Raw genomic sequence first — 19,502 nt, forward strand, 5'->3', positions numbered from 1 at the left:
CCGGCTACAGTCCCAGCGCGCGGCCGTCGCTGCGCGGGTCGTGCGCGCCGGCAAGCTGCCCTTGCGAACCGATCCGGATCGCGCCCGGATGCCCGGCCAGCTGGCTCTGCGCCGGGATCGGGCTCAGCTGGTGGCCACGCGCCGCCAGTTCACTGAACACCTGCCGGCCGGCGTCCTGCTCCAGCTTGAGGCTGTCGCGGCTGTCGGAGAAGGTCTTGCCCAGCAGGAAGCGCGGCCGGCCGAGCGCGGTCAGCGGATCCATGCCGTAGTCGATCATCCGCGTCAGCACCGCCGCCAACGTCTGCGGCTGCCCGTCGGCGCCCTGCGTCCCGTACAGCAGCCGAGGTCGGCCGTTCTTCAGGTAGATACCCGGATTCAGCGTGTGAAAAGGCCGCTTGCCGCCCCGCAGCACGTTGGGGCTGGCGGGATCGAGGCTGAACGACGCGCCGCGGTTGTGCCAGAGCACGCCCGTGTCGCCCACCACCACGCCGCTGCCCCAGTCGAAATACACCGTCTGCAGCATGCTGACGCAGCGGCCCTCGCGGTCGGCCGCGCCGATATACACGGTATCGCCGGGTTGGTAGACATGCGGCCACGGCATGGCGCGCGCCATGCGGATGCGTTGCGCCTGCGCATCCAGGTGCCGGCGCGACAGCAGCCGGTCCACCGGCACGTCGACAAAATCGGGGTCGGCAACGTAGCGGTTTCGATCGAGGAACGCCAGCTTCACGGCTTCGACCAGCAGGTGGTAGTAGTCGGCACTGCCTTCGGGCACGGCCGACAGGTCGAAGCGGTCGAGGATCCCCATGATCTCCAGCGTCGTCACGCCCTGCGTGGGCGGACGCAGGCCCAGCAGTTCGCCGCCACGGTAGGCAACGCGCAGCGGCACTTCCTCGCGCGCCTGGCAGCGTGCCAGGTCGCTGGCGCGCAACGGCGAGCCGGCCTGCGCCAGCCCTGCCGCGAGCCTGCCGGCGATGTCGCCCTCATAGAACTCCCGTCCGCCCTGCGTTGCCAGCCGGTCCAGCGTGCGCGCCAGTTCGGGCTGGCGGAACATTGCGCCCGGCTTCGGCATGCGTCCGTCCGGGGCAAACACGCGGCCGAAACCGCCCCAGGCCGGCAGGTCCGCGGCGCGGAACTCCTGCCAGAAGCATTGCGACGGCGTGACCGGGAACCCGTTGGCGGCGTACTCGCTGGCGCGCCCCAGCAGGCTCGACCATGACTGGGTACCGCCCCACTGGCTCTTGCTGAAGGCAAAGGCACGGTCCCAGATCGCGACCGTCGCGGCCGCGGTCAGCGCGGCGCCCGGCCCGCGCAACGGGATGGCGCCGCTGTAGCCCGATGTCTCGGCGGCGGCCTGCCCGATCCCCGAGAACGAGCGCACATTGCCGTCGCGGTCGCTGATCACCAGGAAGGCATCGCCGCCCAGCCCGGTGAAATGCGGATAGGTCACGCTCAGCACCGCGCCGATCGCAATTGCGGCCTCGATCGCATTGCCGCCAGCCTTCAGCACTTCCAGCCCGGCCTGGCTGGCGAGCCCATGCGGGCTGGTGACCATGCCCGCATCCGAATGCGCCAGTCCGCTGCGCGCCGCGGGCGCGGCGTCCTGCGCCGCCTCGGCGCTTGCCGGCGCGAGGATCGTGCTGCCCGCCAGCGCTGCGGAACTTGCCAGGAAAGCCCTGCGCGAGGTGCCGCCGCAGGGATCGGCTTCAATCATATGTTCCATGTCCACTCCCCCGAATCGGCTGCGCCGTGCTGTCGCCGCGCGGGCAGCCGCGATGATGATGACGATGCGATGGCGGCTCAGGCCTCGCGCTTGCGCGCCTGCCATGGGCGCTCGACCAGGCTTTCCGGCGCCGAGTAGCGCGCCTTGATCCAGGCATAGGCGGGGCCCATTGCATTCATGGCGACGACGGCACCGAGCGCGGCGACCGGATCGCCCGGCGCGGGCCCGAAGCCGCCGAACAGCGTGGCGAAGTACGAGGCGAAGCCGAAGAACATCCCGGGGATAAAGCGCAGCGTGTAAAAGACGCGCGCCAGGAACATCATGCTGGCGTTGAGCATGAACAGGATCACCATCTCCGCCGCGATCAGCGCCGGCCCCGAGAACTGCTCGGCCGCCTGCCTGAAGCACAGCACGATCACGAACGCGAACAGCGACCCCACCGGCAAGGTCGGCCAGATCTTCTTCAGGTTCTCCGGCGTGGGCCCGCCCATGGCAAAGGTCGCGGCCCAGCTGATAAAGATGGCCCACGGCGGCAGGTGCGAGGCATGCGCGGCAATGGGAACGGTGGTGATGGCCAGCAGCGAGGCCACGACTTCGGCAGGCAGCTTCTTCATGATCGTCTCCTTGTGGGTTGGGGCGGTTCAGTGCGCGCAGCAGCGGTGCCGGCGGATGTCGCAGCGGTGCTGCGTCACCACCGTGATCCGCCCGCGCTTGACCACCCACAGGCGCGGCGGAATGTCGATCAGCGCGTCCGCTACCTTGAAGGTGTCGAGGATCACGATATCGGCCTGCCGGCCCACTTCGAGGCCATAGCTGTCGTGCAGCCCGATCGCGCGCGCGGCGTTGTGCGTGCCCATGCCGAGCACCGCGAGCTGGTGCTCCGGCACGCCGAACTGCGCCACGTGCGCAAGCATGTTGCCGATCTGCAGCATGTCGGCCTTGCCGAACGGCGTGAAGGCATTGCGGATGTTGTTGGACGAATACGCCACGTTGACCCCGCCGTGATGCAGCGCCTTCACCGGCGTCAGCCCGCGGCGCTGGTTCTGCTGGTCCTTGCGCCCGCCCAGGTACAGGTCGGTCGCCGGCAGGGTCACGATGCTGATGCCGGCCTCGCGCAATTGCGCCACCAGCGGCTCCAGCTGCGCCGTGTCGAGCGCGCCCAGGCTGGTCACATGCCCGAGCGAGACGCGGCCCTGGTAGCCGCATTCAATGGTCTTTTGTGCGATGTAGTCCACCGCGGCAAAGCGCTGGTCGGCGGTGTCGTCGGCAAAATCGGCATGCATGTCGACCGGCGCGTCATAGCGTTGCGCCAGCTCGAACACCATGTCGATATGGCGCACGGTATCGGCCCAGCTCAGCTCGTTGTACGGGCAGCCGCCGACCACGTCCGCGCCCATGTCCATGGCCTCGATCATCAGCTCGCGCGTGCCCTGCGACTTCAGGATGCCCTCCTGCGGGAAGGCCACGATCTGCAGGTCGAGCAGGTCCTGGTACTCCGCCTTGAGTTCCAGCAGCGTCTCCACCCCGACCAGCCCCTGGATCAGGTCGACGTCGGGATGGGCGCGGATCGCCACGGTGCCATGCCTGACCGCCATGTCCAGCACCTGGCGCGAGCGGTCCAGCACATCGTGCCGCTGCTGCTTGCTCTTCAGGATGCCGGTGACGCGGATGGCCTCGTCCAGCGTGCCCAGCCGGGCGGGCAGCCGGCGATGCAGCAGCGCCTTGTCCAGGTGCAGGTGCGGTTCCACCAGGCCCGGGATGGCGACGCGGCCGCCGGCTTCGATCACTTCGTGCGCCGGCGCGTCGATGCCCGGCTCGATGGCGGCAATGCGCCCGTCGCGGATGGCGATATCGGTCAGGGGCGCGTCGTCGCGGACGCACGCATCCCGGATCAGCAGGTCCAGCTGCATGGCGTGTCTCCTTCAGGTCTTGTCGTTCTGCCGGAGCCGCTGCTCCGTGACCTGAAGCGTAGGTGCCGGCGTGCGCCGGCTGCATCAGGATCGGCTGAATTCGACCTAAGGATCGGCCTAGCTGCGCTGCACAAACCTATGGGATCTCGCTCACCTCACCTGCTTCTCCCGCTTCCGCCAGCATCCCGTGCCGGATGGCGTAGTGCACCAGCCCCGCGGTCGAAGAGAGTTCCAGCTTGGCCATGATGTTGGCCTTGTGCGTACTGACCGTCTTGCCGCTGAGCGACAGCGTCGACGCAATCTCATTGATGCCTTGCCCTTCGGCCAGCATCTGGAACACCTGCAGTTCGCGCGCGGTCAGCCGCGCATGCGGCAAGGCTGCCAGCGGCTGGCGCGCCTGTCCGATCAGCTTGTCGGCGATCGCGGCCGACACCGCGGTGCCGCCGCGCGCCACCTTCCGGATGGCGCCGATCAGCTGGTCCGATTCGACATTCTTGGTGAGATACCCGGCAGCGCCGGCGCGGATCGCCTGCACCGCGTACTGCGACTCGCGGTACATGCTCAGCACCAGCACGGGCAGCGCGGGATAGCTGGCCTGCAGTTGCTGGATCAGCACGATGCCGCTGCGGCCCGGCATCGACATGTCGAGCAGCAGCACGTCCGGCAGGCCGGCGCGCAGCAGTGCGAGCAGTTCATTGCCGTCGGCGGCCTCAGCCACCACCTGCATGTCCGGCACGGTGGAAAGGATCTTCTTCAACCCGTCGCGGATGATGGTGTGGTCGTCGGCCAGCAGGATGCGGATCATCTGGCATCTCCCCCCGTCGCCTCGGCAACGCCGGCATCGCGCGGGATCAGCGCCTCGATCCGCGTTCCGTGGCCCTTGCCGCTGGTCACCACCAGCTTGCCGCCCAGCATCAGCGCGCGCTCGCGCATGCCGAGCAAACCCAGGCTGCGGCGGCGGCCGGTCACGGAGGCATCGATGCCGCAGCCGTTGTCGGCGACCACCAGCCGCACGATGCCGCCCGTCTCGCCCAGTTCGACGCGCACGCGGTCGGCCTGGCCGTGGCGGCAGGCATTGGTCAGCGCCTCCTGGGCGATCCGGAAAACCGCGGTACTGACTTCGGCGCCGAGGCCTGCCACAGGCTGGAGCGCCTTCTCGCAGGCAATGCCACTGCGCTCCGACATCGACTCGACCAGCCACTCGATCGCCGAGGCCAGCCCCAGCTCGTCCAGAAGGGGCGGGCGCAGGTCCGCGGCAATGCGCTGCACGGCTTCCACCGTCGAGTCGGCGATCTCCTTGAGCATCTGCACGTGCTTGCGATACGCATCGTCGGCGGCCGGGCCCTGCTGTGCCTCGATGAAGCTCAGTCCCAGGCGTAACGCCGTCAGCGACTGCCCCAGCTCATCGTGCAATTCGCGCGAGATACGGGTGCGTTCGGCCTCGCGCACGGATTGCAGGTGCGCTGACAGCTCGCGCAGTTGCGCGCGCGAAGCCAGCAGCTCCTCTTCGGAGCGCTTGCGGTCGGTGATATCGCGCGAGATCCCTACCGTGCCGACGACCTCGCCGCGCGGGTTGCGGATCGGCATCTTGATGGTGTCGAACCAGCGCACGCCGCCGTCCGTGCCATGCCGGCTTTCCTCGTAGCGGCGGCGCACGCCGCTGTTGACCACCGCCCTGTCGGTATCGAGGTAGACCTGGCCCCATTCCGCGGACCAGACCTGGTCGGGCGTGCTGCCCAGGATCTCGGCCTCGGTCCGTCCGCACGCGGCCATGAAGGCGTCGTTGACCAGCACGTAGCGCGAGCTCGCGTCCTTGAGCCAGGCCTGGTCCGGAATGTTGTTCAATATGGCGCGCTGCAGTTCGACATCCATGCCTCCCCCCCGCAGGGCTGCCCACCGCCCTGCCGTTCCAGACTTCCTGATTGATTCGGGGCGCGCATGCATGCATGCCGATCGCGCATAAGTTGCGTGGATTACGCAAGCGGCGCGCTGGGCAAGCCCCGGCCCCCCGCAGACTATAGCCAGCGGCGGGCGGCTGCGCCCTTGTCGTTTTCCTGAATGGGCGAGATCGCCGGATGCAGTCGGGGCGTCTTTGCCGCGCGCCCTATGCCAGCACCGCGCGCGCAATCACCGTGCGCTGGATCTCCGACGAGCCTTCATAGATGCGCAGGATGCGCGCATCCCGCACCAGCCGCTCCAGCGGCATTTCGCGTGTGAAGCCGTAGCCACCGTGGATCTGCAATGCGGTATCGGTAACGAAGGCTACTGTCTCCGAAGCATAGAGCTTGGCCATCGATGCATGCTCGGTGAAAGGCTCGCCGTCGCGGCGCCGCACCGCAGCCTGCAGCGTCAGCAGCCATGCCGCTTCCAGCCGCGTGCGCATGTCCGCGAACATCCACTGCAGGCCCTGCTTGCGCGCCAGCGGCTCGCCGCCGACCTGGCGCTGCCTGGCCCAGTCGACCGCGCACGCGAGCGCCGCCTCGCTGATGCCGAGGCTGGTGGCGGCCACGTCGAGGCGGCTGTTGTCGAGCACCTTCATCGCGGTGCGGAAGCCGCTGCCTTCCGGTCCCAGCCGGTTGGCGGCGGGGACGAAGCAGTCCAGCGCCACCTCGTGCGCCGGTGCGCCGCGGATGCCCATCAGCTTCTCGGCGGGCGCGACGTCCACGCCGGCGCTGTGCCGATCCACCACGAAGGCGCTGATGCCGCGCGTGCCGGCCGCGGGATCGGTCTTGGCGTAGACGACGATAAAGTCGGCGGCGGCGGCGTTGGAGATGAAATGCTTGACGCCGCGCAGGCGGTAGCCATCGCCTTCCGGCGTGGCGCGCGTGGCCATGTCGGCGGGGTTGGAACCGGCGCGGGGCTCGGTCAGCGCGAACGCGCCCAGCTTGCGGCCGGCGGCGGCATCCGGCAGGTAGCGTTCACGCAGGCTGTCGTCGCCGCCGATCAGGATGGAGTCGGTGGCCAGGTAGTGCGCGCCGATCATCGACGAGGTCGAAGCGCAGGCCTTCGCGACTTCGGCCAGCGACAGGATCAGCGCGACCGGCGAGGTTTCGGTGCCGCCCCAGCGTTCGGGCAGGTTCATGCCCATCAGGCCGAGCTCGGCAAGCTGCGGCACGTAGCGCGTGGTGGAGGTTTCGTCGCGATCCACTTCGGCGGCGTTCGGGGCCAGTTCGCTCTGCGCGAAGCGGCCGATCGCATCGGCGATCTCCAGGTCTTCCGCTTCGACGCCCATTCGCTTATGCATGTTGCTTCTCCTTGTCGAAATCGTGCGCGGCCAGGATGGCCTTGGTGTGCTGGCCCAGTGCCGGCGCGGGCGTCACGCGGTTGGCGCCGTAGGCAGAGAACTTGACCGGCTGCGACGGCAGGCGCACCGTGCCGCCGCCCGTGTCGGGCACCTCGGTCAACAGGCGGCGATGCGCCGCGTGCTCGCTCTCCAGCGCTTCCTTGACATTGCGGATCGGGGCGACCGGGATGCCGGCGGCGCCGAGCACTGCGTTCACCTCCGCGACGGTGCGCGCAGCCGACCAGCTTTCCAGCATGGCGCGCAAGTCCGACTCGAAGCGGCACCGCGTCTCGTCATCGGCAAAACGCGGGTCGTGCGCCATCGCAGGCTGGCCGATGGCGTCGGCGAGCGCCTGGAACAGCTTGTTGTTCAGCACCGCCACCACGTAGAAGCCATCCGCGGCGCGATACGCGCCAAACGGCGCCGACGACGGATGGCGGTTGCCGACGCGCCGCGGCGCCAGCCCGGTGGCCGCGTAGCGCGCGACCAGCGTGGCGCTGAGGCTCAGCGTGGCATCGAACATCGACACATCGACATGCGTGCCGCGCCCCGTCTTCTCGCGCGCCAGCAGCGCGGCCAGCACGCCCCACGAGGCGAACAGGCCGCTGACGGCGTCGGACACGGCCTCGCCGAGCATGGTCGGCGCGCCGTCGGGCGCGCCGGTGGCGTCCATCAGCCCGCACATCGCCTGCAGGATGATGTCGTAGGCCGGGCGGTGCGATTCCGGGCCGGTCTGGCCGAAGCCAGACACGCTGGCGTACACCAGCGACGGGTTCAGTTCGCGCAGCGCGGCGTAGCCGATGCCGAGCTTGTCGGCCACGCCGGGGCGGAAATTTTCCACCACCACGTCGGCACCGCGGCACAGCGCGCGGGCGACATCCAGGCCGTCCTGCGTCTTCAGGTCGATCACGATGCTCTGCTTGTTGCGGTTCATCGCGGAGAACAGGCCGCTCTTGCCGTCGGCGAAGGGGCCGACCGCGCGATAGTCGTCGCCGCCGGGCGGCTCGACCTTTATCACCTCGGCGCCGAGGTCGCCGAGCAGCGCGGTGCAATAGGGGCCGGCGAGCACGCGCGAGAAATCGATCACGCGCAGGCCGGCTAGCGGGAGATCGGGCAAATCAGGCAGGTTGGATTGCGTCATGGTCTTGCTCCTCCAGGGCTTGTGGGCCGATTCTGCGCAGCGCAGGCTATCAAGTAAAATATTGATTTCGAGTAGCGCCTATAGGATTTCCTAATGACATCGCAGCAGTCTTCGCCGCGCTCCTCGCGCATCTCGCTGCGCCTGTTGCGCTACTTCGCCGCCACAGCGGAAACCGGCAGCACCACGGCCGCGGCACGGCTGCTGAACGTCTCGCAGCCTTCCATCTCGGTCGCCATCCGCGAGCTCGAAGCCCTGTTCGACGAAGCCCTGTTCGCCCGCGATGCGGGCGCAAGGCTGGCCCTGACCCGCTTCGGGGCACGCAAGCTGGCGGAAGCGCGCCGGATCCTGGGCGCGGCAACGGCATTCGAGATTGACAAGCGCGGCGACGGCGACGCCGGCGAGGTGCGCATCGGCGTGTTCCGCACGCTGGCGCCGGCCTACCTGCCGGCGGTGCTGCGCGTGGCGCGCGAGCGCTATCCCAGGCTGGCCGTGCGTTTTGTCGAAGGCGACCTGGCGCAACTCGAAGACTGGCTGCACGGCGGCCAGATCGAACTGGCCCTGACCTACGACGTGGGGCTGCCTGCCGAGATCGGCCGCGAAGTGCTGGCCGAACTGCGGCCCTACGGGCTGGTGCCGGCCGGATCGAAGCTTGCCCGCGGCAAGGCCGCAATCTCGCTGCACGCGCTGGCGCGCGAGCCGCTGATCCTGATCGACCTGCCTCACAGCCGCGAATTCCTGATGGCGCCGTTCTGGCAATTCGGCCTGCAGCCGGAGGTACGCTACCGCGCCACGTCGCTGGAACTGGCGCGCAGCATGGTAGCGAACGGACTGGGATGCGCGCTGCTGATCACGCAGGCGCCCGCCTCTGGCCAGTCGGCCAGCGTGGTGGAAAAGCCGATCCTGGAGGAAACGGTGCGCCAGCCGCTGGTGATCGCGCAGGCCGGTATTGGCCAGACGCGCGCGGCGGCGCTGCTGGCCGAATGCGTACGTGAAGCCGTCAGTGAAACCATGGCGGCGCGGGCGATCCCCAGGAAATCCGGTACTGCGCCAGCGCGAAAACTAAGGTAGAAAGCAAGCCAGGGGCGCGCATTGCCTGCGACCCCCGACCAAAACGCCACGACCAGCATGTCCAAGCCCCAGATCCTGACGTATGTCGATGCCGGCGCCTCCGACTGGACCGCCTGCCTGATGCGCACCATCGGCCACCAGCTGCAGGCCGGCGCCTACGAAATCCGCGCGGTCATGGCCGACGATATCCGCCACGACCCCACGCTGTTCGACGACGCGGTGATGTTCGTGATGCCCGGCGGCGCCGACCTGCCCTACTGCGCGGCGCTCAATGGCGCACCCAACGCGCGCATCCGCAGCTTCGTCGAACGGGGCGGCGTCTACCTCGGCATCTGCGCCGGCGCCTACTACGCCTGCCGCGAACTTGCCTTTCACGCCGGCACTTCAGGAGCGATCTGCGGCAAGCGCGAGTTGCGCTTTGTCGACGCGGTGGCGGTCGGCTCGTTGCCGGACCTCACCGGCGGACGCCTGTACGACGGCACGCCGCGCACCGCCGCCGCCGTGGAGATCCGCACCACCAACCACCTGACGCAAGCGCCGGTGTCGCTCTACACGCATTACCACGGCGGCTGCCTGTTCGATTTCGGGGGCGAGCCCGGCCCCGATACGCAGGTCCTGGCGGTCTACACGGGCATGGCCGGCACCCCGCCCGCCATCGTGGCGGCGCGCGTCGGCTACGGGCGCGCCATCCTGACGGGGGTCCACCTGGAGATTTCCGAGCGCGAGTGCAAGGACGCGCTGCGCGGCCACAGCGACATGGATGCCCACGTCCACGTGTGCCACCGGCTGGCCGAGACCGGTGAAAGCCAGCTGGCAGTGTTCCGCCAGCTGCTCGCGCATGGCGGGCTGGCGCTGGGATAGAACGCGGCGCCTGGATCAGATAGCGTTGCTGCGCACGGCGCGCGGCTGGTCGAGCAGTTCGATCATCAGCCACGCGTACAGCGTGACGCCGATAAACAGCCCCATGCGCACGATGAAGGCGGTATAGACGTCCTTGCCGGCCGCGCTGTCCTGCACCGACTGCCCCAGCAGGATGACCAGCGTCACCAGCGTATTGAGCCAGAAGCCCGGCGCCAGGCGCGTGGGGCTGAGTCCGTAGAGCTTGCGCGCCACCAGCAGCGCGAACAGCAGCATCCACAGGAAATACATCCACAGGTGCACGAACAGGCTGAGCGCGCCCCAGAACGCGATCGCCAGCAGGCCGCCGAGCAGGGTCGAGCCGAGCAGCTCGCGGCCCGCGTTGCGCGCGGAGGTGGTGCAGCTCTGCCGGCCCAGGCTGACCGCCTTCATGATGATCGGCATGTAGGCGGTGGGATCGGTCATGGTGAGCAGGAAGGCGGGCATCACCACCAGCGCCGCGCGCAGCGCCACCCACGCCGCCAGGTCGTCCGGCAGCGCGCTGGCCGGGGGCGCCGGCGGCACGCCTGCTGGCTCGGGAAAGAGCCAGTGCCCGAGCGCCAGCGCCAGCACGGCGAGCAGCAATCCCTTGACCAGCGCGGCAATGACCGTCACGGCCAGGCCGAAGTCGAAGGTTCCTGCCGACGAGATCATGGTCAGGCCGACCACCAGGAAGGTCGACACCAGGTTGTTGCCGCCGCGCAGCCCATAGCGGAATGCCAGGAACAGGCACAGGCCGGTCAGCAGCACGCCGCTCGCCGGGTAGTGGCGCAGCAAGGGAATCAGCAGCAGGCCGCTGCCGGTGGTCAGCATCGTCACCAGCGCCAGGCCCACGCCCGCCTTGAAGGCCAGCGGACGGTTCATGCTTGCCAGCAGAAATATGGCCAGCACGGGGGCGAGCATCGGGATCGGCAGGCCCAGCCCGAAGCTGGCCGCCAGGCACAGCGCGGTGCCGCTGGCCAGGCGCAGCGCGCGCCGTGCGCGTGGCGAAGGCGGCGGCCGCGGTGTCGGCGCGGGGCTGTCAGTAGACATACGACAGCCAGCTCATCAGGTACAGGAAGGCGCGGCCGAGCGGGTTGAGCGGGTTGCCCTCCGTCGGGAACGCCATGACTTCGGCCTGCCCGCCCACGCGCACGCCGCGCAGCGACGACAGCTGCCCCGGATCGAACTCCACCGTCACCGGGAAACGCTGGGCCGGGCGCAGCCAGTCGCGGCTGTTCTGCACTGTCGGCAGGCTGCCGGGCTGCGTGGGGGGCCCGCCGATACTGACGCCGTAGCCGACGCTGCGCACGCGCCCGGTGAAGATGCGGCCCGGCAGCGAATCCAGCACGATCGCCACCGGCGTGCCGGGCACCACGTGGCCAAGGTTGTTCTCGGTCATCTCCGCGTTGATCCACACGTCGTGGATGGTGATCAGCGTCATGACCGGATTGCCCGCGGCGGCAAACTGGCCGGTCTCGGTGCGCAGGTCGGTGACCAGCCCGGCCGAGCGCGCGCGCACGCTGGTATTGGCCAGGTCCAGCTCGGCCTTTTCCAGCGCGGCGGCGGCGCTGCGCAGCTTGGCGTTGTCTTCCGCGCTGCCGCCCTCCTGCTCGCGCGCGCGCTGGACCTCGGCGCGTGCCGCGGCCACCTGCGCGGTAGCCGCTTCCAGGCTGGCACGCGCGATCTCGAGCCGGCGCAGCGAGATGGTGCCCGGATCCTCGCGGTACAGGCGCTCCAGGCGTTCGCTGTCCTGGCGCGCCTTGACCTCGTTGGCGCGCGCCGCGCGCAGCGCCGCCTGCGCCGATTCGATGCCGGCGGTGCTGGCGCCGATCTGCCGGCGCGTCGACTCCAGGTCGGCGCGCGCGCGGTCGGCGGCGATCCGGTAGTGCTGCGGATCGACCTCGAACAACACCGTGCCGGCCGCCACGTCCTGGTTGTTGCGCACGTGCACGCGGGTCACGCGCCCCGCCACCTCGGATGCCACCGGCACCACGAAGGCCTGCACGCGCGCCTGCTGCGTATAGGGCGTGAGCCGGTCGGCCAGCAGATACCACACCAGGCTGACGGCAATCAGCACGAGCACCCAGCGGATGCCTTTCTTTGCCGGATCGGCGGCCGGCGCTGGCGGGGGCGGAACGGCTGCGGGCTGCGGCGTGTCGCTCATCGGGCCTCCACATTGGATACCTGCCGTGGTGTCGCAGGAACACCGGCGCCGGCAGGCACGGCCGGCCGCCCGGCTTCGTCGAACAGGTCGCCCCAGTTGGTGCGCTGCTGCATCTGCTGGCGCGTCGCCGGGTCCACCAGCGGCAACTCGCTGTGCCAGCCGCCGCCCAGCGCCTTGTACAGCGCGATCAGGTTGCTCACGGCGCTGCTGCGGTTGAGCACATAGGCGTCCTGCTGGGCCGCCAGTGCGCGCTGGGCGTCCAGCACGCGCTGGAAGTCGGAATAGCCCTCGCGGTAGAGCGAGTTGGCCAGCGACAGCGAGCGGTTGGCGGCGACGGTGCCTTCGCGCAGGATCTGTTCGCGTTCCAGCGACTTGAGCAGGCCGCTGGCGGCATCGTCCGCTTCGCGCGCGGCCTGCCGCACCGCGTCCTGGTAGGCCACGATCAGCTGCTGCAAACGCGCATCCTGCACCCGCACGTTGTTGCGGATGCGGCCATAGTCGAATACGTTCCAGCGCAGGCTTGGCCCGCCGACCAGCGCCAGCGTGTTGGGCGTGCCGGCCAGCGTGCCGGCGGACCAGACGATGCTGCCCAGCAGCGACAGCGACGGGTAGAGATCGGCCTCGGCCACGCCGATCAGCGCGGACTGCGCCGCGATCTGCAGCTCGGCGGCGCGCACATCCGGACGGCGCACCAGCAGGCTGGCCGGCACGTCCTGCACCACGGCGCGGTCGATCAGCGGGAGCGCCCCTTCCCGCTCCGCGAGGTCGGGCAGCTCCGGCAGCGCGCCGGGAGGGTGGCCCGCCAGCACCGCGAGCGCATTGCGCGTGCGCAGGATCTGGCCCTCGAACTCGGGAATGCTGCTGAGCGTGCCCAGGTACTGCGTCTTGGCTTGCTGCAGGTCGAGTTCGTCGGTCTCGCCGCTGCGGAACAGGCGTTCGGTGATTTCATAGCTGCGCTGCTGCAGCCGGGCATTGTCGCGGGCGATGCGCAGCCGCGCCTCGGCGGTGCGCAGCGCGAAGTAGGTTTCGGCCATCTGGGCGCGCAGCAGGACCAGCACATCCTCGTGGTTGGCGCGGGCGGCAAAATACGCGGCATCGGCCGACACGATGGCGCGGCTGAAGCGCCCCCAGAAGTCCAGCTCCCAGCCGATGTCGAAGCCCGCGCTGAACTGCCAGAAGCGGCTGTTCTGCGGATTGCGCCCGCCGGCCTGGCGGGTGGAGGTGTACAGCGCATCGGTGCTCACCTGCTGCAGCTGCGGGTAGCGGCCGCTCTGGGCGATGCCGAGCTGCGCGCGCGCCTCCATCACGCGCAGGCCGGCGATGCGCAGTCCGGCGTTGTTGGCATCGGCCTCGGCGATCAGGCGCTCCAGCGTCGGGTCGCCGAATATCTGCCACCATTGCCGCAGGTCGGGGGCGGGGCGCTGCTCGGTGGCGGCCTGCAGCGCAGGGCTGTCCCATGTGGGCGTCCACGCCTCGCGCTGCGGCTGGAAGTCGGGCCCCACCCGCGCGCATGCGCCCAGGCACAGCACGCCGGCCAGCAGCATTCCGTTCGGCCGGTTGCGGACGGGCATGAGGCGAACGCCTGCACTATTCCGCGGTCTGCTCGATCGATTCGTGCACCGGCTGGGCAGGCTGCGGTGGCGGCTGGTCTTCGACCCACTGCCAGAACAGCCGGTAGGCCACGGCCAGCATCACGGGGCCGATAAACAGCCCGATGACGCCGCCTGTCACCATCCCGCCCAGCGCGCCGATCAGCACCACCGGCATCGGCACGTCCACGCCGCGGCCGAGCATCAGCGGCTTGAGCACGTTGTCGGCCAGTCCGGCGATAAAGGTGTAGACGGCAAATACCACGGTCGCCCCGGTGGCACCCTCGGCGGCAAAGACAAGGATAATCACCGGGATAGTGATCAGCGTCGCGGGCAGCTGCATGATACCGAGCAGCAGCACCGCCAGCGCCAGCAGGCCGGCGCCGGGAATGCCCTTGATCACGAAGGCGACGCCGATCAGCAGCATCTGGATGAAGGCGATGCCCACGACGCCCTGCGCCACCGCGCGGATAGTGGCGGTGCACAGGTCGGCCAGCCGGGGGCCGCGCTCCTGGCCAAACACGCGCGAGGCGATCTGCCTGGCGCTGCGCGTCCCTTCCTCGCCATAGGCCATGATGATGCCGGCGATGATCAGCGCGAACAGCAGGACCAGCAGGGCCACGCCGACGCCGGCGAGCTTGCCCAGCAGCGCCAGGCTGAAGCCCTTGAGTTGGGGCATCAGCTTTTCCATCACCGCGGCCATGTCGGTGGAGGCCTGCAGCCAGAAGTCGTATAGCCGCTCCCCGACGAATGGCCAGGCGGCGACCGACTCCGCCGGCATCGGGATATGCACGCGGTCGTCCCTGACCATGGCGATGGCGTTCTCCACGGACTCGACCAGGGCGTTGCCCAGCAGGTAGGTCGGCACCAGGATGATGGCGAGGACCAGCACCACGATCAGCGTGGCGACGCGCCCGTCATGGCCGCCCAGCCGCGCGCGCAGCCTGACCTGCAGCGGGTACATGGTGACCGCCAGGATCACCGACCACAGCAGCAGGTCGACGAACGGGTGGAAGATCTGGAAGCAGAAAACCGCCAGGACGGCGATCAGCCCGGCGCGGATCAGGACGTCAAGCAAGCCGCGGGACAGCGCCTTCTCGGATATGGGCGTAGGCAACATCGATCGACTCCCCCGGGTGCAAGCCGCAAAGGTTCACATCGGTACGCCAGCCTTGTACTCAGCGCCGGCCGCAATCCAGTCTAGGCGAGCCAGGGGGCTCGGGCAACCTTTTCGTCACCCGGACCACAGGCGTGCCCGCCCGGGCACGCACGGGCTTACGGTTGTCCGGGCTTGCGCAGCATCTTCTCGACCTCGCCGGCGTGCAGTTCCTCCAGCTGGATCGACTCGCGCGCATATTCTTCCAGCGCCACCGAGCGGCCCTCGACCAGGGCCAGCAGCTGGCGGTACAGCTCCAGCGCCTGCCGCTCGGTCGCCAGCGATTCGCGCAGGATGGTGCCGATGTCGGTGGTGTGGCTGTCCAGCAGCGCGGCGATGCCGAGCGAGGGATACGCGCCCAGGGTGGTGATCCACTCCCCGGCCTGCTGCGCATGGAGCAACGATTCGCTGGCCTGTTCGCGCAGCCAGGACACCACGGGGATGCGGCCGAAGCCGAACACCAGGAAAGAATAGTGCGTATAGCGCACGACCCCGGCGAGTTCGGCTTCCAGTATCTGGTTCAGCACCCCGACGACCTTGTCTTTCTCGATTTCCGCCATGGCATCTTCCTCACGGGTTGCAGGGACAAAAGCAGGCTGATTCATTCTAGTCGGCGCCGCGCCACACCTGAGCGTTCGCGCCTGGCGGCAAACGCGTGCGGGGCAGCAATCCGGCATTGGAATTCCTATCATGCAGACGTGGCGCGCGCCTGAGGTAGCCGGGCGCGGCCCGCCCCGGAAAACTGACAACATCGCCGGTGATGCAAAAGGATCCAGGTTCGCCAGCCGACCAATGCGACGGCGCCGTGATGTTCGCGGACATCTGCGACAGCACGCGGCTCTATGACAAGGCCGGCGACGCGGTGGCACTCGCCGCGATCCGCCATTGCCTGGGGCTGATGAAGACGCGCGCCGCGCTGGCGCAGGGGCGCGTGGTCAAGACCATCGGCGACGAGATCATGGTGCTGTTCCCCGCCGCCGACCAGGCGATGCAGGCGGCACTCGACATGCAGGAAGGCGTGGCCGGGCTGGCGCCGATCGCCGGCATTGCCCTGTCAATCCATATCGGCTTCCACCATGGCCCGATCCTGTCGGACGAAGGCGGCGACGTGTTCGGCGACACGGTCAACCTGGCCGCGCGGCTGGTCAAGCTGGCCTCGCGCGGGCAGATCATCACCAGCAAGCATGCCGTCGAGCAGCTGTCGGCACCGCTGCGGCAGATGACGCGAGCGCTGTATCCGATCCAGGTGCGCGGCAAGCACCAGCTGGTGGAGCTGTACGAGGGGATCTGGCAGCAGAACACCGAGCTGACCCTGGTCGCCCCGATGGACGTCGCCGTGCGCCGCTCGCTGTTCCTGTCGCTGCGCTACCGCGACACCCTGTTCGAGATGGACGCCACCTCGGCGCCGCTGACCATCGGCCGCGACTCCACCATGAGCATCGTCATCCTGGACCGGCAGGTGTCGCGCTTCCAGGCCACCGTCGAGCCGCGCGGCGGCCGCTTCGTGCTGATCGACCGCAGCTCCAACGGCACCCACGTCCGCATCGACGGCGAAGACAGCCTGATGCTGCGCCGTGACGAGATCACGCTGCGGGGCCACGGCTGGATCACGTTCTCGCCGCCCGGGGACGCCCACCAGGAGGCGATCGAGTTCTTTGTCGAAGAAGACTGAGGCGGTCACCGCACAGCTGCAGGATAGCGTGGAAATTCTCCTTGACTTCAGCTGTTCCATATCCCATCATGCTTTCCATCGCATGCGATTGAAACGCTTGCGACAGATCAGCGGAAGCTGATTGTTTTTTGCCTATATATATCGTATGCGATGCAATCGCATACGATTATGAAGGCCAACCCACCGAGAGGAACCCCACCATGAGCAAGATCGCCAAAGTCCTGGCCAGCGGCAAGACCTACACCACATTCAGCGCCGCCGGCAACACGCCCCGCGGACATGACGGCACCGTCGACATGCGGCTGTCGTCGCCCGGCACCGAGGCCAACCCGACCCATGTCTTCGATGGCAGCGACGCGCATCCCACCGCCGAGCGGCTGTTCGCCGGTGCGTGGTCGGCGTGCTACATCAGCGCGGTGGCACTTGCGGCCAAGACGCACAAGCTGACGCTGCCCTCGGACCTTGCCGTCGAGATCGAGGTTGACCTGGGCCAGACCGGCCGCGAGTACCTGCTGCAGGCCCGCCTGAACGTGCGCATGCCTGGCGTGCCGCACGACGTGGCGACGGCGGTGGCCCATGCCGCCGATGAAATCTGCCCGTACTCCAAGGCCACGCGCGGCAACATCGACGTGGCGATCAACGTCATCACCGGCTGACGCAGGCGCCCATGGGTCCGAGCCGGTTATCGCATCCCCGATACAATCGCATACGACCTATAATTTCCCGCAGCGTCACATCCAGACACGGGAGCCAGACCATGAAAGCCACCGACAAGGCCGCTGCCGCGGACCCCAAGCTGTCCGATTTCCTCTGCTTCGCCGTCTATTCCGCCAACCTGGCGTTCGGCAAGGCGTACAAGCCCGTCCTCGAACAGCTGGGCCTGACCTACACGCAATACATCACCATCGTGGCGTTGTGGGAGGAAGACAACCAGACCGTGGGCAGCCTGGGCGAAAAGCTCTTCCTGGAATCGAACACGCTGACGCCGATCCTGAAGAAGCTGGAAGCCATGGGCTACGTCGAGCGGCAGCGCGATCCCGAGGACGAGCGCCAGGTGCGGGTCAGCCTGACCCGCAACGGGCGGCGCCTGCGCGAAAAGCGCCTCGAAGGCAGCCTGGCGGGCGCCACCGGCCTGGCGCCGGACGAGTTCGCACGCCTGCAGAAGGCGGTGGCGACGCTGCGCAACAACCTGATCCGGTCGGTCAGGTCCGGCGACTGAAAATGCGCCGGCGACCGCCCTGCTTTGCGAGCTACTGACATGAACCACGCATCCACCCCGTACATCCCGATCAGCTGCGAATTCCACGATCGGCTCGAAGCGCTGGCCACCGTGCGCCGGCCCGCCGTGATCCGTTATCGCGACCATGATGGCGCTGCGCAACAAGTGACGGCCACGATCACCGATATCTTCAGCCGCGAGCGGGCGGAGTTTGTCTCGCTCAGCTCGGGCGAGGCGCTGCGGCTTGACCAGCTCGTCGAGGTCAACGGCGACAAGCTCAGCGACGACTGAGCCCCTCCCCCGGCTTTACTCCCGGCATTACGCCCGGCATTACTCCCGGCTTTACCCCGTCCTTGCCCTATCCTTCCAAGGAAAACACCGGGCAAGGTGGGCCGCATGCGCGCATTGATCTTCTGCTCCGTGCAGTTCCTGCTGGCGGTCACGTGGACCCTCTACGTCGCGTTCCTGCCGCAGCTGGCCACACAGGCCGGCATCCCGCGCGCGCACGTGGCGTGGATCCTGGTGATGGACCAGGTGATCTTCGTCGCCATGGACCTGGCGCTGGGCATCGCCGCCGACCGTGTCGCCAACGGCATGCGCCGGCTCGGCGGCTGGATCCTGGCGCTGTCGGTGGTTTCCGCGCTGGCGTTCGTGCTGCTGCCTTCGGCTTCCTCGCCTGTGCTGCTGCTTGCCCTGACCGCGTTATGGGCCGCCACCTCTTCGGCCTTGCGCGCGCCGCCCATGGTCATCATCGCGCGGCGGCTGCAGGGATCGGCTTCGTCCTTCCTCGTGTTAGCGTCGCTGCTCGGCATCGGCCTGGCCGGCGCGGTCGCACCAGTGCTGACGGCGCGGCTGCGCGAGGCTTCGCCGCTGATCCCCTTCGCCGCGGCCAGTGCGGCGCTGGTGCTGGCCGTGGCCGCCCTGCGCTGGGTTGAACTGCCGCCGGCAAGCCAGCGTGCCGACGCGGCGCCGACTGCCAGCGCCGGCCCGCGGCGCCTGTGGCTGCTGTTCGCGGCGGTCTGGCTGCTCGCGCTGGGCTTCCAGGTCCACACCGCGATCAATTCGGGGCCGGCCTACCTGCGCTTCGTTGCCAGCGCCGAGCTGGTGCGGGTGATGCCGGCGTTCTGGATCGGCTTCGCCCTGTGCGTGCTGCTGCCCGAGACGCCATGGCTGCGGCGCTTTCCTGCCTGCGTGCTGCTGCTCGCCGCATCGGTGCTGGGCACGCTGGCTTTGTCCGGCTTCATTGGCGCCGCTTCGCTGCAGGCGGTGCTGGCCGCGCAATGCCTGGCCGGCGGCATGTGGGGCATCATGTTCGGCGCGGCGGCCAATGCCGCGCTCGATGCCGGGCATGTGGGCCGCGAAGGCAGGCTTGCCGGGCTGGTGTTTGCCGTGCTTGCCATGGCCGCTTTCCTGCGCATCGCCATGGTGGCGTCCGGCGCCGCCAGGGGCGCGATGCTGGCCAGCCTGATGCCGTGGGTGCCGGCGCTCGCATGGAGCGCGGGCGCGCTGCTGCTGGCGTTCTTCGTCACGGCAAACCTGCCCTATCTCGCCGCCCGCACTCGCAACTTGCGCCAGCAGGCACGCTCCGGCTAGCGTGGCCGGCGACCGTTCACGGGCGCCATGGCAGTTCGACCACATGGCCGCGCAGCAAGCGGCCCGGGGCGGACTGGCAGCAAGGCCACCGGCGTGCCGCCGCAG

Annotated in this window: 19 protein-coding genes; 7 read left to right on the forward strand and 12 right to left on the reverse strand. The window is 68.8% G+C overall.

Annotated elements, in window-relative coordinates; translation table 11 throughout:
- Positions 1–4: 4 nt before the first annotated feature.
- The 7 genes from ggt to K309_RS0100455 form a co-directional block, all read right to left on the reverse strand.
- On the reverse strand, positions 5–1,723 hold the full coding sequence (gene ggt, locus K309_RS0100425; protein WP_051320279.1) for a gamma-glutamyltransferase: 1,719 nt from the start codon (positions 1,721–1,723) through the stop codon (positions 5–7).
- 77 nt (positions 1,724–1,800) lie between these two features.
- Entirely contained in the window at positions 1,801–2,337 is a 537-nt protein-coding gene (locus tag K309_RS0100430) for a DUF1097 domain-containing protein (RefSeq protein ID WP_029044570.1), read from the reverse strand.
- Positions 2,338–2,364: 27 nt separating this feature from the next.
- A complete protein-coding gene (locus tag K309_RS0100435; RefSeq protein ID WP_084402318.1) occupies positions 2,365–3,633 on the reverse strand; it encodes an amidohydrolase family protein in 1,269 nt (422 codons plus the stop codon).
- Positions 3,634–3,769: 136 nt separating this feature from the next.
- Positions 3,770–4,438 (reverse strand): response regulator, encoded by a 669-nt coding sequence (locus K309_RS0100440; protein WP_029044572.1) that lies wholly within the window; start codon positions 4,436–4,438, stop codon positions 3,770–3,772.
- Complete coding sequence (locus tag K309_RS0100445; protein WP_029044573.1) at positions 4,435–5,505, reverse strand: PAS domain-containing sensor histidine kinase; 1,071 nt, start codon at positions 5,503–5,505, stop codon at positions 4,435–4,437. The genes K309_RS0100440 and K309_RS0100445 overlap by 4 nt, the downstream gene beginning before the upstream one ends.
- A 232-nt stretch (positions 5,506–5,737) precedes the next feature.
- A complete protein-coding gene (locus K309_RS0100450; RefSeq protein ID WP_029044574.1) occupies positions 5,738–6,877 on the reverse strand; it encodes an acyl-CoA dehydrogenase family protein in 1,140 nt (379 codons plus the stop codon).
- Positions 6,870–8,057 (reverse strand): CaiB/BaiF CoA transferase family protein, encoded by a 1,188-nt coding sequence (locus K309_RS0100455; protein ID WP_029044575.1) that lies wholly within the window; start codon positions 8,055–8,057, stop codon positions 6,870–6,872. The genes K309_RS0100450 and K309_RS0100455 overlap by 8 nt, the downstream gene beginning before the upstream one ends.
- A gap of 93 nt (positions 8,058–8,150) precedes the next feature.
- Here K309_RS0100455 and K309_RS0100460 point away from each other — a divergent pair, with 93 nt between their 5' ends.
- The gene (locus tag K309_RS0100460) at positions 8,151–9,125 is read left to right on the forward strand and encodes a LysR substrate-binding domain-containing protein (RefSeq protein WP_035876459.1); all 975 of its coding nucleotides are present in this window, start codon (positions 8,151–8,153) and stop codon (positions 9,123–9,125) included.
- A 57-nt stretch (positions 9,126–9,182) separates the two neighbouring features.
- Complete coding sequence (locus K309_RS0100465; protein WP_029044577.1) at positions 9,183–9,986, forward strand: BPL-N domain-containing protein; 804 nt, start codon at positions 9,183–9,185, stop codon at positions 9,984–9,986.
- 15 nt (positions 9,987–10,001) lie between these two features.
- Here K309_RS0100465 and K309_RS0100470 read toward each other — a convergent pair whose 3' ends face one another.
- From K309_RS0100470 to K309_RS0100490, 5 genes are all read right to left on the reverse strand, one after another.
- Complete coding sequence (locus tag K309_RS0100470) at positions 10,002–11,054, reverse strand: DUF2955 domain-containing protein (protein WP_029044578.1); 1,053 nt, start codon at positions 11,052–11,054, stop codon at positions 10,002–10,004.
- Complete coding sequence (locus K309_RS0100475; RefSeq protein ID WP_029044579.1) at positions 11,044–12,168, reverse strand: HlyD family secretion protein; 1,125 nt, start codon at positions 12,166–12,168, stop codon at positions 11,044–11,046. Before K309_RS0100475 ends, K309_RS0100470 begins: the two co-directional genes overlap by 11 nt.
- Positions 12,165–13,739 carry an efflux transporter outer membrane subunit gene (locus tag K309_RS0100480; RefSeq protein WP_029044580.1) on the reverse strand — a complete coding sequence of 525 codons (1,575 nt, stop codon included), beginning with the start codon at positions 13,737–13,739 and terminating at the stop codon, positions 12,165–12,167. Before K309_RS0100480 ends, K309_RS0100475 begins: the two co-directional genes overlap by 4 nt.
- A 16-nt stretch (positions 13,740–13,755) precedes the next feature.
- Entirely contained in the window at positions 13,756–14,877 is a 1,122-nt protein-coding gene (locus K309_RS0100485) for an AI-2E family transporter (protein WP_029044581.1), read from the reverse strand.
- A 155-nt stretch (positions 14,878–15,032) separates the two neighbouring features.
- Positions 15,033–15,473: a ferritin-like domain-containing protein gene (locus tag K309_RS0100490; protein WP_029044582.1), complete on the reverse strand. Its 441-nt coding sequence runs from the start codon at positions 15,471–15,473 to the stop codon at positions 15,033–15,035.
- Between the two features lie 200 nt (positions 15,474–15,673).
- On the opposite strand from K309_RS0100490, the gene K309_RS0100495 reads away from it, so the two are divergent.
- The 5 genes from K309_RS0100495 (at position 15,674) to K309_RS0100515 (ending at position 19,397) form a co-directional block, all read left to right on the forward strand.
- Positions 15,674–16,585: an adenylate/guanylate cyclase domain-containing protein gene (locus K309_RS0100495; RefSeq protein WP_232232282.1), complete on the forward strand. Its 912-nt coding sequence runs from the start codon at positions 15,674–15,676 to the stop codon at positions 16,583–16,585.
- Positions 16,586–16,785: 200 nt separating this feature from the next.
- Positions 16,786–17,241: an Ohr family peroxiredoxin gene (locus tag K309_RS0100500; RefSeq protein ID WP_029044584.1), complete on the forward strand. Its 456-nt coding sequence runs from the start codon at positions 16,786–16,788 to the stop codon at positions 17,239–17,241.
- 101 nt (positions 17,242–17,342) lie between these two features.
- Positions 17,343–17,804 carry a MarR family winged helix-turn-helix transcriptional regulator gene (locus K309_RS0100505; protein ID WP_029044585.1) on the forward strand — a complete coding sequence of 154 codons (462 nt, stop codon included), beginning with the start codon at positions 17,343–17,345 and terminating at the stop codon, positions 17,802–17,804.
- Between the two features lie 39 nt (positions 17,805–17,843).
- Positions 17,844–18,095, forward strand: coding sequence for a hypothetical protein (locus K309_RS0100510; protein WP_029044586.1), 252 nt, complete (start codon positions 17,844–17,846; stop codon positions 18,093–18,095).
- Between the two features lie 105 nt (positions 18,096–18,200).
- Entirely contained in the window at positions 18,201–19,397 is a 1,197-nt protein-coding gene (locus tag K309_RS0100515) for an MFS transporter (RefSeq protein ID WP_029044587.1), read from the forward strand.
- Positions 19,398–19,502 lie beyond the last annotated feature (105 nt).

This window comes from Cupriavidus phytohabitans (genome assembly GCF_000426345.1).
In the GTDB taxonomy this organism is placed as follows: Bacteria; Pseudomonadota; Gammaproteobacteria; order Burkholderiales; family Burkholderiaceae; genus Cupriavidus.

Coding starts and splice junctions, on each gene's coding strand:
- ggt (WP_051320279.1), bottom strand. CDS start 1,723: ATGGAACATATGATTGAAGCCGATCCCTGCGGCGGCACCTCGCGCAGG.
- K309_RS0100430 (WP_029044570.1), bottom strand. CDS start 2,337: ATGAAGAAGCTGCCTGCCGAAGTCGTGGCCTCGCTGCTGGCCATCACC.
- K309_RS0100435 (WP_084402318.1), bottom strand. CDS start 3,633: ATGCAGCTGGACCTGCTGATCCGGGATGCGTGCGTCCGCGACGACGCG.
- K309_RS0100440 (WP_029044572.1), bottom strand. CDS start 4,438: ATGATCCGCATCCTGCTGGCCGACGACCACACCATCATCCGCGACGGG.
- K309_RS0100445 (WP_029044573.1), bottom strand. CDS start 5,505: ATGGATGTCGAACTGCAGCGCGCCATATTGAACAACATTCCGGACCAG.
- K309_RS0100450 (WP_029044574.1), bottom strand. CDS start 6,877: ATGCATAAGCGAATGGGCGTCGAAGCGGAAGACCTGGAGATCGCCGAT.
- K309_RS0100455 (WP_029044575.1), bottom strand. CDS start 8,057: ATGACGCAATCCAACCTGCCTGATTTGCCCGATCTCCCGCTAGCCGGC.
- K309_RS0100460 (WP_035876459.1), top strand. CDS start 8,151: ATGACATCGCAGCAGTCTTCGCCGCGCTCCTCGCGCATCTCGCTGCGC.
- K309_RS0100465 (WP_029044577.1), top strand. CDS start 9,183: ATGTCCAAGCCCCAGATCCTGACGTATGTCGATGCCGGCGCCTCCGAC.
- K309_RS0100470 (WP_029044578.1), bottom strand. CDS start 11,054: ATGTCTACTGACAGCCCCGCGCCGACACCGCGGCCGCCGCCTTCGCCA.
- K309_RS0100475 (WP_029044579.1), bottom strand. CDS start 12,168: ATGAGCGACACGCCGCAGCCCGCAGCCGTTCCGCCCCCGCCAGCGCCG.
- K309_RS0100480 (WP_029044580.1), bottom strand. CDS start 13,739: ATGCCCGTCCGCAACCGGCCGAACGGAATGCTGCTGGCCGGCGTGCTG.
- K309_RS0100485 (WP_029044581.1), bottom strand. CDS start 14,877: ATGTTGCCTACGCCCATATCCGAGAAGGCGCTGTCCCGCGGCTTGCTT.
- K309_RS0100490 (WP_029044582.1), bottom strand. CDS start 15,473: ATGGCGGAAATCGAGAAAGACAAGGTCGTCGGGGTGCTGAACCAGATA.
- K309_RS0100495 (WP_232232282.1), top strand. CDS start 15,674: ATGCAAAAGGATCCAGGTTCGCCAGCCGACCAATGCGACGGCGCCGTG.
- K309_RS0100500 (WP_029044584.1), top strand. CDS start 16,786: ATGAGCAAGATCGCCAAAGTCCTGGCCAGCGGCAAGACCTACACCACA.
- K309_RS0100505 (WP_029044585.1), top strand. CDS start 17,343: ATGAAAGCCACCGACAAGGCCGCTGCCGCGGACCCCAAGCTGTCCGAT.
- K309_RS0100510 (WP_029044586.1), top strand. CDS start 17,844: ATGAACCACGCATCCACCCCGTACATCCCGATCAGCTGCGAATTCCAC.
- K309_RS0100515 (WP_029044587.1), top strand. CDS start 18,201: ATGCGCGCATTGATCTTCTGCTCCGTGCAGTTCCTGCTGGCGGTCACG.